This window comes from Kroppenstedtia guangzhouensis (genome assembly GCF_014637345.1).
In the GTDB taxonomy this organism is placed as follows: Bacteria; Bacillota; Bacilli; order Thermoactinomycetales; family DSM-45169; genus Kroppenstedtia; species Kroppenstedtia guangzhouensis.
Genome location: NZ_BMEX01000001.1, coordinates 325,310 through 337,904, shown reverse-complemented (window position 1 = coordinate 337,904; position 12,595 = coordinate 325,310). Strand labels below are relative to the sequence as shown.

The 12,595-nt window shown below is 48.9% G+C and carries 12 protein-coding genes; 5 read left to right on the top strand and 7 right to left on the bottom strand.

Features of this window, described 5'->3' with window-relative positions; translation table 11 throughout:
- Positions 1–276 precede the first annotated feature (276 nt).
- Positions 277–1,557, bottom strand: a complete 1,281-nt coding sequence (locus tag IEV46_RS01785; protein WP_188429173.1) for a TIGR02710 family CRISPR-associated CARF protein — start codon at positions 1,555–1,557, stop codon at positions 277–279.
- A gap of 514 nt (positions 1,558–2,071) precedes the next feature.
- On the opposite strand from IEV46_RS01785, the gene IEV46_RS01780 reads away from it, so the two are divergent.
- The 5 genes from IEV46_RS01780 (at position 2,072) to IEV46_RS01760 (ending at position 8,736) form a co-directional block, all read left to right on the top strand.
- Entirely contained in the window at positions 2,072–2,914 is an 843-nt protein-coding gene (locus IEV46_RS01780; RefSeq protein ID WP_229735822.1) for a MurR/RpiR family transcriptional regulator, read from the top strand.
- A 280-nt stretch (positions 2,915–3,194) separates the two neighbouring features.
- A complete protein-coding gene (gene murQ, locus IEV46_RS01775) occupies positions 3,195–4,085 on the top strand; it encodes an N-acetylmuramic acid 6-phosphate etherase (protein WP_188429168.1) in 891 nt (296 codons plus the stop codon).
- A gap of 67 nt (positions 4,086–4,152) precedes the next feature.
- Positions 4,153–5,532, top strand: coding sequence for a PTS transporter subunit EIIC (locus IEV46_RS01770; protein ID WP_188429166.1), 1,380 nt, complete (start codon positions 4,153–4,155; stop codon positions 5,530–5,532).
- Positions 5,533–5,646: 114 nt separating this feature from the next.
- Entirely contained in the window at positions 5,647–6,717 is a 1,071-nt protein-coding gene (locus IEV46_RS01765; protein WP_188429164.1) for a DUF871 domain-containing protein, read from the top strand.
- Positions 6,718–7,257: 540 nt separating this feature from the next.
- The gene (locus tag IEV46_RS01760) at positions 7,258–8,736 is read left to right on the top strand and encodes an alanine/glycine:cation symporter family protein (protein WP_188429162.1); all 1,479 of its coding nucleotides are present in this window, start codon (positions 7,258–7,260) and stop codon (positions 8,734–8,736) included.
- A 339-nt stretch (positions 8,737–9,075) separates the two neighbouring features.
- On the opposite strand, the gene IEV46_RS01755 is transcribed toward IEV46_RS01760, so the two are convergent.
- The 6 genes from IEV46_RS01755 to kynU all read right to left on the bottom strand — a co-directional run bounded on the left by IEV46_RS01755 (position 9,076) and on the right by kynU (position 12,580).
- A complete protein-coding gene (locus tag IEV46_RS01755; RefSeq protein WP_188429562.1) occupies positions 9,076–9,267 on the bottom strand; it encodes a hypothetical protein in 192 nt (63 codons plus the stop codon).
- A gap of 190 nt (positions 9,268–9,457) precedes the next feature.
- Entirely contained in the window at positions 9,458–9,667 is a 210-nt protein-coding gene (locus IEV46_RS17945; RefSeq protein ID WP_229735819.1) for a hypothetical protein, read from the bottom strand.
- Between the two features lie 41 nt (positions 9,668–9,708).
- Positions 9,709–10,131, bottom strand: coding sequence for a permease prefix domain 1-containing protein (locus IEV46_RS17940; protein ID WP_229735817.1), 423 nt, complete (start codon positions 10,129–10,131; stop codon positions 9,709–9,711).
- Positions 10,118–10,495: a PadR family transcriptional regulator gene (locus tag IEV46_RS01745; RefSeq protein ID WP_229735865.1), complete on the bottom strand. Its 378-nt coding sequence runs from the start codon at positions 10,493–10,495 to the stop codon at positions 10,118–10,120. The genes IEV46_RS17940 and IEV46_RS01745 overlap by 14 nt, the downstream gene beginning before the upstream one ends.
- A 178-nt stretch (positions 10,496–10,673) precedes the next feature.
- A complete protein-coding gene (gene kynB, locus IEV46_RS01740; RefSeq protein ID WP_188429158.1) occupies positions 10,674–11,300 on the bottom strand; it encodes an arylformamidase in 627 nt (208 codons plus the stop codon).
- Positions 11,297–12,580, bottom strand: a complete 1,284-nt coding sequence (gene kynU / locus IEV46_RS01735) for a kynureninase (RefSeq protein ID WP_188429156.1) — start codon at positions 12,578–12,580, stop codon at positions 11,297–11,299. The genes kynB and kynU overlap by 4 nt, the downstream gene beginning before the upstream one ends.
- Positions 12,581–12,595 lie beyond the last annotated feature (15 nt).

Sequence of the window (12,595 nt, the reverse complement as noted above, 5' to 3'; positions counted from 1 at the left end):
TGGACACAAAGTCTTAAATGTACGATAAAAGTTTGTTAGTACATATAGGGTGTCAAATATGCGGCAGGGTTTTCAATTCTTCATAGATCGTTAAAAACTGGGATATCTCAAACACAGTCACTCATATCGCCCGCTGTTTCAATTTCGTATACCATACGGGGGGGAGCAAGAGGTATTCGATTTCTTCTTGTCGTCGATCTCCGGGGTTTTATGCTACTGGGGATCACGACACAGTTTATATGGTGTTTTATAAAGTACGGATCTGCTCGATCATACTCACAGTTTCATCGGAAGCTGTTGGTAATGTTTCAGTCCTTTTTTAAACTTCAGCTTCCGATCACATTCATCGATGAAGCGCCAAATGGTGTGATTCACTTCTTCATATTGTTCTTTAGTGACCGGATTCAGCCCATGGGCCAAATAGCTGTAATTTCTTATTTGCAACACATCCGTTACCCGGTTCTCCCATTGCCCCCAAACTTCACCAACAGGATGCTGAGTCTGTTTTAACAGCTGGTAACATTCTTTGAGTCCGATTTGCACCTTCTTATTGATTGGGTTTCGTTTTTTTTCATAATGCTCCTGCCACTCTTCCGGCAGGGCCCCCACATCGATCTCATCACTTTTCAGCCTCGGGTTTCCTGTCATCAGGCAAAATTGCGCATACATCTCCACGCCCCGGTAGATGCGTGAAACTGCGTCATCATAAAAGCCGCGATCCGCTTTTCGTTCAGCATTTTTCAGAACATCATAGACCAGTAAGAAACCCTCACCAGGCGGTCTCTGACGATCATCCGGACTCCACTTTTCAACAAATTCAATTATTCGGGCGAGTTGTTTTACCGTTGTATTGTATGGCCCGATTTCGGGGAGTTGCTTATACACCTCTATAAACTTAGCAGCTCCTTTATAATTGAACCGATCCCATTCCGCAAAACCCCTTGTCAGATAATCCATACGGTTAAATTCTTCTGTATCCTCTATATGTCCATATGTACTCAGCTTATGAATGATCTCCCCCGCCGCTTCATAATCCCTCGACTGAGTCAGCGAGCGCCAGACGCCGATTTGGCGTTCGATATAGACTTTATTAACGGGGAGTTTGGACACTCTTTCCATACCGTCTTTGACTTTTATCAGGTCGGTACGCAATGCGGAAACGATACTGAGTTGGCATTCGGGATATTCGATCCCCGCTGATGCGAGTCCGACAGACATTGATTTCGTCCCACCGGTGTAGTCGATAATCACTTCATGGTCATCCTGTAATAATGCCTCGATTTCTTCCAGTGCCAATCGATAACAATGAAAGGGATCATCCGGTTCCACAAGAACCACTTTATAGGAAGATTCCCGAAGTTGAGTCTGAGCAACAATGCTGGGCCGCTCCCGGTTACGACCACACACCTTTCCTTCTCCGTCCACCATCTCCTCCGTACCCTTGGCAGGCCCCTTCGTCTCTGTACAAAAGAAAATCACCCGATCCGGTTGGTAATGTCTTATTGACTTGACAATTGGTTCATCTGACCCTCCAACCGTCAGCAACAAAACCCTCATGGTCATCCTCCTACTATTCAGATTTCACTTAGCACTTACACCCCTAAAAGAAATAGAGATAAATAGGAAATCAAAATTTTATGGACTGGATAAGTTTATCTTCTCATAGGTACGTTAAAACCCCATCAAACTGCCATTCCAAAGCCATCTTTCCGATATGTTCATATTACGAAAAATTCCCTAAGAAAACAAAACAAATTCTAACATAATTTTAACATCATTCGATTATACTCGTTTTCCCGCCACATATCTTTGTTGTGATCCCCAGGGGTTTTTACAATATTGGAGGTCGATGACACGACCGGCTTACCTTTTCATTAGCAGGATCATCCTGTTCTACAAGGACCACTTTATCGCTTCCAGCCATTTTGGATGGTCTTCTTAAGAGGGAATTGGGGGCATAGTATCGATGAAGGGAGGGACAACAAAACTCTCCCGATACCGGTAGGGCTGAAGTGGGACAATCCTTTATAACATGATAAAGTGGACAAAGTGAGTGAAGGAGGGATCCATGATGTTGACGAGAATCAACAGCGGATTGGGGAAGTTTTCCAAAGCGGAAGAGAAAATTGCCCGGTATATTTTAAATCATGCCGAACTGATCCCGAACATGACAACCAAAGAATTGGCAGAAAAGGCTGAAGTCAGTGAAGCCTCGGTGATTCGCTTTTCCAAATCGATCGGAATCGGCAGCTTCAAGGCATTCAAAATTGCTCTGGCACAGGAATTGGCCGTTGCGGATAAAGAGTATATCTCCGATTTCTCAATCGTTCACAAGAAGGATTCTCCATATGACTTATTCCAGAAAGTTGTTCACGTGAACAAAAGAGCGATTGAGCTGTTGGCCAGTTCTCTCGATAAAAAGGAACTGGAACGGGCAGTAAATGTGTTAAAAGAGGCAAGAAGAGTATTATTCTTCGGTGTTGGCGGTTCAGCTATTGCTGCGGTGGACGGTTTGTACAAATTTACGAAACTGGGTTTTCAGACCGAATTCAACCATGATTTTCACTACATGCTGTCCTTGATACCTTATTTGAGTGAAAAGGATGTATTTGTCGCCATCAGCATGTCTGGAAAAACGAAGGATGTCATGGAATTGGTTCGTTTTGCCAAAAAGAAAGGAGCAACAGTGATTGCAATCACCAATATTAATAAATCACCGCTGTATAAGCAAGCGGATATCCGGCTGGCAACCCCAACGGTGGAAAAGGATTTCCGTTCCGGTAGCATTACATCAAGAATGACGCAGTTGACCGTGATCGATACGTTATATATCAGTCTCTTCAATACCATTGGCAAACATGTACTGGAACAATATCAGGAAGCGAGAGAGGAGGTGGTGAAGCTGCGCCGCTAGAAGCATTGTGATTTAGTGCGTGTCTGGTAATTCAAGTTTCCGAAGGAATGTGAGACGCGTTGTGAGAACAACAGAGGGAGGGTGGGGAGTTGATTCATTGCAAGAGATCGGAGCCGTCCCACCATCCTGTCCCCTCCTTGCTGAAAAACAGGGAATTCTCTGAATAAGCACTGGTTTGATTCAAATGAAATTTTATTTCGGTAAAAAAGGGTCGTTCATTGACTTTTAATTTCGTACCTCGTTATAATCAAAAGGGATAGCAAGAAAGGAGTTTGAATCCGTGTTAGAAAAATTGGGAACAGAAACAAGAAACCGAAAAACCATGGCACTGGATCAGATGTCCACGAGGGGAATTTTGCAAGTCATGAACGAAGAAGATCAACGGGTACCCCAAGCGATTTTAACCCAATTACCCCATATTGAGATCGCTGTTGATCGGGTGATGGAATCATTCCGGAATCAGGGCCGGTTAATCTATATCGGTGCGGGCACGAGTGGACGACTAGGTATATTGGATGCAGTGGAATGTGTTCCTACGTTCAGTGCCTCCCCGGAAATGGTGAGGGGAATCATTGCCGGTGGATTGGAAGCGCTTACGAATGCTGTGGAAGGTGCAGAAGACGATGAAGAGCTTGGTAAAATGGATTTAGCGAGGATACATCTTTCGGAAAGAGATACGGTCATAGGGCTTGCCGCAAGTGGACGGACGCCATATGTCATAGGAGCGCTGGCATACGCCAAATCCCAAGGTGCCACCACCGTAAGCATTTCCTGTAACCTCGGTTCGGAAATAAGTGCCTACAGTGATATTGCCATCGAGGTGGAAACAGGCCCTGAAGTATTGACTGGTTCAACCAGACTAAAAGCCGGAACAGCACAAAAAATGGTGCTGAATATGATTTCGACTGCTGCCATGGTGGGAATCGGAAAGGTGTATCAAAATCTGATGGTGGATGTACAACCAACCAACAATAAATTGAAAGAAAGATCCAAGCGCATCATCATGGAAGCTACCGGTGTGGATTATAAAACAGCCAGCACCTATTTTGAAAAAGCCGATCATCAAGTAAAGACAGCCATTGTCATGCTTTTGCTCGATTGCCCGAAAAAAGAAGCAGCCGAAAAAATCAAGAGAAGCAATGGATTCGTACGTGAAGCTCTATCCGATTAAGGGGGTGATTGCCGTCACTGAATCTGATGCCGGATGAAGGATAAAAAATGAATGGGGAGGTTTGGACATGAAAAAAGAACAAAGGATGGCCAGGGACATTTTGGTTCATGTGGGTGGAAAGGAGAATATCCGCCGCATGGCCTTTTGCATGACACGACTCAGACTCTCCTTGAAGGAAGACAGCAAGGTGAATCATGATGCGCTCAAAAAAGTGGAGGGTGTCATGGGAGTCGTGGATGATGAGACGTTGCAACTTGTGATCGGTCCCGGAACCGTGAACAAGGTGGCCGATGAAATGAGCCGTCTTACTGGATTGGCAATTGGAGAAGAAGCAGAACCGGAAGTTGACAATATGACGTTTGAGGAAAAAGCAGCTCGGAACAAGGAAGCGATCAAACAAAAAAACAGAACGCCATTCAAGAACTTTTTGCGTCGCTTAGGAAATATATTTATCCCGCTGATTCCTGGTCTGGTTGCTTCAGGAATTATAAATGGTGCTTCCAACTTTGCGGTCAATGCGGGGGTAAGCAATGAAGAAACCTGGATGAAAATACTGCTCTTGCTCGGCAGCAGCTTATTTACCTTTTTGGCGATTTTGGTCGGATGGAATACGGCAAAGGAATTTGGAGGAACCCCTGTCCTTGGTGCGATCGCCGGGATGATCCTGTTTAACCCGGCGTTGCAGAATATTGCGGTTTTCGGCGAAGAATTAGTAGTGGGTCGTGGAGGATTATTTGGAGTTATTTTTGCCGCCTGGCTGATGACCTTTGTTGAAAAGCGGGTTCGAAAAGTAATTCCCGGCGCAGTGGATATCATCTTTACACCTTTGATTACATTATTGATCGTAGGTATTGTTTCCTTGTTCGTTGTGATGCCGGTTGCCGGTGTATTATCGGATGGAATCACGCAAGGTCTGACCTCCTTGATCCAAATGGGTGGCGTCATCGCAGGTGCAGTTTTGGCTGGTTTCTTTTTACCCCTGGTCATGGTGGGTCTTCACCACGGTTTAACACCCATTCACCTTGAATTGATCAATACCTACGGAAATACAGCCCTGCTGACTATTCTCGCCATGGCTGGTGCAGGTCAGGTGGGTGCCGCAATGGCGATCTATGTAAAGACAAAAAACCAGCGTTTGAAAAACATCATCAAAGGTGCACTTCCCGTTGGGTTTCTCGGGATCGGTGAACCGTTGCTCTATGGGGTCACTCTGCCATTGGGTCGTCCCTTTGTTACTGCCTGTATGGGGGGAGCACTCGGTGGTGCGTTCCAAGCAGTAATGGCAACCGCCGCCAAAGGGATCGGAGTATCCGGATTGTCTCTGATTCCACTCATAGATGACGGAAAATATCTTCTGTATTTCCTGGGACTGGTGGTTGGCTATGCAGGAGGCTTCTTGTTTACGTACCTGTTCGGGTTCAAAGAGGAAATGGCAAAAGATATTTGATGGCATACAATAACTCCCCTTTTAAAAAAAATTCAGGACAACCCTACATCCGGAATCCGGTTATTTCTTCAGATCAGGTCAGACGCCCTTTCGTTGCCAAAAGGAGGATCCATCATGCTGGGGATATCGATTTATTTGGGAAACCAGTCCATCACAGACCAGGAAGCCTATATTCAAAACATGAACCGGAACGGATTTCAATCCATCTTTACATCACTCCATATTCCGGAAGATCATTCAACCTTGTACAAGGAGCAACTCACTCAACTGGGAAGGATCGCATCTGCACTGGATATGGAACTGATGGCGGATATCTCCCCTGCTTCCCTAAAAACTCTCGGGCTCAGCTGGTGTGATGCGGATGTTCTCCGCGCCTGGGGTCTGACGGGTTTGCGGATCGACTATGGAGTGGACGAAAAAAGAGTGGCGGCACTTTCCCACAAACTAAAAATTGCCTTGAATGCGAGTACCCTCACAAAAGAAGAATTGGAAAATCTGAAATATCATGGATTAAATCTGGAGAATACAGAGGTTTGGCACAATTTTTATCCACGACCGGAAACCGGACTGGGGAAATCCCATTTTGTGATGCGTAACAGGTGGCTGAAGGAAGAAGGCTTGTCTGTCGTGGCATTTGTCCCGGGGGACAAATCTTTAAGAGGACCACTTTTTGCAAAACTTCCGACGCTGGAGAAACATCGCGGGTTGTCTCCTTTCGCCGCTTTCCTTGAAATGAAAGAGATGGGACTGGTGGACAAGGTGGTCATTGGGGACGTACGCATCAGTGAATCATCAGTGGACCAGTTCGTATCGTATCAGCAAGGTGAAATTTTGCTTCGGGCCAGGCGAAGTGAAAAAGCGATTAACGAGCAAATTGAAAAAGCCAGCGGTTTGCATACGAACAGGGCAGATCATGCCCGTGACGTCATTCGGTCCGTGGAATCAAGGAGCTATGCTGCAGTCGGACACCCATCCATCCAACCTCAAAATTGTGTGGCGCGCCCTGTTGGCACGATTACCATGGATAATGAAAACTATTTGCGATATCAGGGGGAAATCCAGATCACACTCACCGATTTGGATGCAGACGAACGGGTCAATGTCCTGGGGCACGTCCTCCCTCAAGATCGCCCATTGCTTCCATGGATCTGTAGCAATCGGAAATTCCGGATCAAATGGGTGTGAGGATTCAACTCAAAGACGGCAGGTCTCAAACACAGCAGGAAAAATCACCGGCTCCTTAGTACAGAGCTGGTGATTTTTTTCATTGCACCAGAGCTGTTGATTAACCAGGAAATGGGTGATGGAAACAAAACTGACCTTTCGCTTTTCCCCTTGCCCGAATCATAAAATATTGTTTGTGGGGACGGGGATGGTGGGACCGCTACGATCTCTTGCAACCCCCCACCATCCCGACCCCATTTCCTACCTAAAATATGGCTAATCAACACACTTGTCATTGCACATTTTACGGGTACAGGGGGCTTTATTGACCATCCAGAGCGTTGAGCACACAATGTCCTTTGTCAGCGGTTTTACCAGCGATGGGGATATCAAAGCGGATCGCCTTGGGAATAGACGAGAGTGTTCATAGAGGTAACGGCAGGATCTACCCCAAATCGCCTATATTCCATCTTTTACCTTAACCAAACTTATACTACTGAGTTGTGGGAAGAGACAGCATATTTTATAATTAAATTATCTTATGTTTTCCAAGGGGGGATTTTGTTGGAGTTATTTGTAAGTTGGTTGAACGATATTATTTGGAGTGATGCACTGGTCTATCTCTGTTTGGGGACGGGATTGTTTTTTACCTTGGCCACCCGTTTCTTACAGCTACGTCACCTCAAGGATATGGTCCTTTTAATGTTCCAGGGCAAAAGCTCCACAGCCGGGGTCTCCTCTTTCCAGGCATTATCCATGGCACTGTCCGGCCGGGTGGGAACCGGGAATATCGCAGGTGTGGCCACCGCGATTTTCTACGGGGGGCCCGGGGCGGTCTTCTGGATGTGGGTGATTGCCTTTTTGGGGGCCAGCTCCGGATTTGTGGAAGCCACACTGGGGCAAGTATATAAATCCAAACTGGACGGCCAATACCGGGGAGGACCCGCCTACTACATTGAAAAAGGACTCAAGCTGAAGTGGTATGCCGTGTTGTTTGCAATCGTCACGGTGGTCGCCACCGGCCTGTTTTTGCCCGGTGTACAGGCGAACAGCATCGCTTCCGCCATGAACAATGCATTTGGGCTTTCGCCGCTCATTACTGGGATCGCACTGATCATCGTTTTGGGAACCATTATTTTTGGCGGTGTCAAACGAATTGCCAAAGTGGCCCAAGTCGTTGTTCCCTTTATGGCACTGGGGTATATATTGGTGGCGCTTCTGTTGATCATTTTAAATATCTCCGAACTGCCCCATGTGCTTAAACTGATTTTCAAGAGTGCATTTGGTGCCGATGCCGCATTTGGCGGAATCCTCGGAGCCGCGATTGCATGGGGAGTCAAGCGCGGAATCTATTCCAACGAAGCCGGACAAGGCACAGCCCCCCATGCCGCCGCGGCTGCGGAAGTCTCACATCCTGCGAAACAAGGGCTGGTTCAGTCTTTTTCCGTCTATATTGACACGCTGTTTGTTTGCACCGCAACCGCTTTCATGATTCTGATCACCGGTATGTATAATGTGCAACCGGAAGGATCCGATCAAATGATCGTAAACAATCTGGGCAAAGTGGAAGCGGGACCCATTTTCACACAAGCTGCTGTCGAATCCTCTCTGCCCGGCTTCGGTGCCCCCTTTGTCGCCATTGCCTTGTTATTTTTCGCTTTTACCACCATCATGGCCTACTACTACATGGCGGAGACCAACCTGGCATATATTAACCGCAAAACCAAAAGAGTCTGGTCGGAATATTTATTGAAATTCGGGATCCTGGCGGTCGTGTTATACGGTTGTATCAAAAATGCAGAGCTCGCCTGGACCTTGGGAGATATCGGAGTGGGCAGTATGGCCTGGTTGAATATTATCGCGATCCTTCTCCTTACCAAGCCGGCACTTCGAGTATTGAAGGATTATGAACGGCAGAGAAAAGAAGGAAAAGACCCGGTATTCGACCCGGTGAAAGCCGGGATCGCCAACGCCGACTTCTGGGAGAATGAGTACCAACCGGAATCGTCGGTGGAATCCAAACAAAGCCAGTCATCATAAAGAAACTCCCCGCCATACGGCGGGGAGTTTCTTTATACCCAACCTTCTTCATGTCCCCAAATCACGCGTAATCGGTGGACTGGAGATACTGTCTCCGATGTACTGTATCGTCCCGGTCAATAAGTTCCCGGTCTCGCTAGCTTATGACTTGTCGCTTCACCGGAAAACACTGGTCCGCTCTTGAGGTCGGGATTGGGTTTCACATTCCGGCGCCAAAGTTCTGATGATCCAAAGACACTTCATGTGAAACCCAACCCTCCCTGCACAGCGAGACCAAGGAGCAAAGCGACCCTGGCACGACTTGTGCCCTGTGGGTATGACGACTTTTTCACAACACTTCTAGTCTTCACCGGCCCTGTCGGGGGCCGGTTCCAGTCTGGTCACTTGGGTATACTCACCCTGTCTGATCTCCTCCTCTGTCGCTTCGGCCTTAATCGCTTGATCGGTGAGATCCGGAGCGAAGCGGGGATCTTTTTCACTGATGTTTCGTTTATTCCGTGCCAAGTTGTTCACCTCCGCTTCCAGTATCACTCCCTTTTCCCCCTTTTACTCATCCACTTTATCAGGGCAGAGGTTACCACCAGCCACCCTGACGATTCCACGTCGCCATAGTCACCCTTGTCTTCAGCGAAGGGTTCCTGCTGCCTAAGTCGCCCCCACCTTCCCGGACGCCCCCACCTGAAGCAATCCTGCTCCCGGAGTGGTTCCCCATTCACTTTTTTCACCTGCGATTGCTGCTGTTCTTCCGGCGATCCGTCCCGGTCAGGATCAAACCCAAGAACAATCCGACACCCACCAAGGAAAACACCATCGATGCAGAAATCCCTGTATACAATTCACCAGTGGCGAAATAGGTGATGATCCCTGAGAAGAGAGCGAACAAAATCACCCCTGCCGACACTGCATAGAGGGCAGCACGAATTTTATTCATTCCATATTTTTTGTGCGTTTCTCTGGTCAATAGACTGTAAGTCAATAACGGCCCGGCCGCGACCGATGAAGATGCCGGGGCTCACCACATTCACGGAAGAGAGACCCATGAAATACAGCATGGGGATCGTGAACCCTCCGAACAGGATCAGTAACACCCCGGCTATGGTGCCGGCGGTGGAAATCCGGTTTGCCATCGAGGAATAAACCGATTGTTTGGCCGTATCCTGTCCCAGCTCGCAGATCTTCCACCAACCCGCTCAAATCTCCCATGGAAATGACAGCTTCTTTGAATGCCTGCTCATCGGCCAGTCCCCGGGATTGATAATCGGCAATTTTTTCTTTCAGGTTGGTGGACAGCTCTTCCTTCAGGTCGAACAGCTGTTGACTTTGCCCCACTCCAGCAAAAAGATCTTTTAAGTACCGTTCAATTTTCTCATCCAGCGCTTTCTTATTCTTCTGCATGATCCAGCTCTCCTTTAACCAGTTTATCCAGCACTTCCCTGGCAAAGTTCCAATCTTTGATGCGTTGTTCATAGTGGCCTTTTCCCTCGGGGGTGATCCGGTAATATTTGCGTCTGCCGCCTTGGGTTTCATCACCCCAGTAGGAGAAGATATAGCCTTCTTTCTCCAAACGACGAAAAGCGGTGTACAAGGTGGGTTCTTTCAATTCATACTGCTTGCCGCTCAGTTCCACGATTTTTTTGTATATCTCGTATCCATAGCTGTCACCCTGGCGCAACACATTCAAAATGATCGTATCGGTATGACCGCGAATCAGGTCTGTCGAAATAGTGGTTCCCACAGTAACCCTCCTTCCAGGATACATGTTATGCAATATTACTATGTGTGCCAATGTACTTTTGTGACCATTGTATTGTTCCGCCATTTTGCTTCTTACCCGAACTGTAGTCGCCCCGGTGGAATCCATCATAAAGAAACCCCGCCTTTCAGAAGGCGGGGATATTTATTGTGTGGTAAAGGCCGGGTTCACTCCCCGCTCCCTCTCACTCCAACCGCTTCAACACCGCCCGGACCGGGCTGCCATCGGCCTGAGTCAAAGGAAGAGGGAGAGCGACCAACTGATAGTCTCCAGGTTCCACCCCATCCAACACAGCCCCTTCCAGGATGTGAATCCCATGGCGGGCGAGAGCATGATGGGCGGGAAGTTCTTTGCTGTCCAGAGGATCCACCGAGGGGAGGTCCAGTCCCAGGAGTCGGATACCTTTCTCTGCCAAAAAAGGGGCCACGTCCGGAGCGACCGGCGGAATGGAGCCGGGAAAGGCGGATCGGTCGGACCAGGTATCCGTTCGGATGAGAAGCCGGGTGACCCCTTCCAGTTTTTCCGACTGCAGTTCCTCGATCCCGATCTGCTTCGGATGAGGCAGACAAAGAACCCGGGCCCGCCCGATGTACAGGTCGAGATCGAGGTCAATCACCCGCTTGCCCTCCTCATCAAAATGGAAAGGAGCGTCGATATGGGTGCCGGTATGGGTGCTCATGGTGATCTGCCCCACATTGACGGAACCGGACTCCTCCTTGCTCCAGGTCAACCGATAGGAAAAGGGAGTATCCCCTGGCCAAACCGGGATCCCCTCTTCCAATCTCTGAGAAATATCGATCCAGCCGGTCACGCGACCACCCCCCTTTTTTTCTCGTGTCGCTCGTAATCCTTCTCTTCCATGATCCGCTTCAACCGTTGCACCGCCTCCCATATATCAGTATAAGCGGTATACAGAGCCACCGGAGCCAAACGGATCACATCGGGGGCCCGGAAGTCGGGGATAACTCCCTTCTCCTTCAGGGACTTGCAGATCCGGACCGCCTCCGGATGGACCAGACAAACGTGGCCGCCCCGACGGTGATCTTCCCGAGGATTTCCGATGGAAAAGCCCATCCCGGCCAACTCCTGCTCCACCATCTCCATCAGATAGTGGGTCTGACGAAGGGATTTCTCCCGGATTGACCTGATCCCCGCCTCCTCAAATATCTCCAGGGAACCGATCAGGGGAGCCAGACTGAGAAGGTGTGGCGTCCCGATCTGATAAGCACCCGCATCTGTCGCCGGCGTCAGTTGATGTTTCATGTCAAATTGAACCGATTTGTCCGAGCTGAACCAGCCGGCCAGACCGGGCATAAGCCCAAAGTGCTTCTCGTGGACAAACAAGCCCCCCACCCCGCCGGGACCGGCGTTCAGGTACTTGTAGTTGCACCAAAAGGCAAAATCGGCGCCCCACTCATGCAACTGATGGGGGATCACCCCGATGGAGTGGCACAGGTCAAAGCCGATGGGGATCCCGCGCTCCCGGGCCGCCGCCGTCAACCGCTTCATATCCAGGATTTGCCCGCTTCGATACAATACCGAAGGAAGGATGATGATGGCCACCTCATCAGTCATGGCAGCGATCAGGTCTTCCTCCTCCAGAGTTTGCCCGTCCCGGCCCTCCACCCGGATCAGGTGTTGCTCCGGATTTAGTCCGTGAAGCCGAAGCTGACTCTGCATGGCGTAGATATCTGAAGGAAAGGTGAGAGCGTCAGCCAGGATTTTCGTCCGTTTCCCTTCCGGGCGATAAAATGTGGCCAGAAGTTGGTGGAGATTGACCGTGGTGGAGCCGGTCACGATCACTTCTTCCGGTTCGGCCCCCACCAGGGGAGCACTTTTTTTCCCCAGCTCTTCGGACAGATAAAACCATGGATGGGATCCCTCCGTCCAACCGTCGATCCCATACTCCCTCCAGCTGTCCAGGATAGACAACAGACTCTGTTCCGCCCGGCGGGACAACAGACCAAGGGAGTTTCCATCGAGATAGATCCTTCCCTTTTGAAGGTAAAACTCCTCACGAAACCGCGCCAGTCCATCTGCCCGGTCCAGCTTCTCCGCCGTCTCCCGCGATGTGTCAAATATGAATTCCATTTACGATCCCTCCTG

What these genes read in the sequence shown, in the direction of transcription:
- IEV46_RS01785 (WP_188429173.1), bottom strand. Translation starts at nt 1,557, where the DNA reads ATGAGGGTTTTGTTGCTGACGGTTGGAGGGTCAGATGAACCAATTGTC.
- IEV46_RS01780 (WP_229735822.1), top strand. Translation starts at nt 2,072, where the DNA reads ATGTTGACGAGAATCAACAGCGGATTGGGGAAGTTTTCCAAAGCGGAA.
- IEV46_RS01770 (WP_188429166.1), top strand. Translation starts at nt 4,153, where the DNA reads ATGAAAAAAGAACAAAGGATGGCCAGGGACATTTTGGTTCATGTGGGT.
- IEV46_RS01765 (WP_188429164.1), top strand. Translation starts at nt 5,647, where the DNA reads ATGCTGGGGATATCGATTTATTTGGGAAACCAGTCCATCACAGACCAG.
- IEV46_RS17945 (WP_229735819.1), bottom strand. Translation starts at nt 9,667, where the DNA reads ATGAATAAAATTCGTGCTGCCCTCTATGCAGTGTCGGCAGGGGTGATT.
- IEV46_RS17940 (WP_229735817.1), bottom strand. Translation starts at nt 10,131, where the DNA reads ATGCAGAAGAATAAGAAAGCGCTGGATGAGAAAATTGAACGGTACTTA.
- IEV46_RS01745 (WP_229735865.1), bottom strand. Translation starts at nt 10,495, where the DNA reads ATGTATCCTGGAAGGAGGGTTACTGTGGGAACCACTATTTCGACAGAC.
- kynU (WP_188429156.1), bottom strand. Translation starts at nt 12,580, where the DNA reads ATGGAATTCATATTTGACACATCGCGGGAGACGGCGGAGAAGCTGGAC.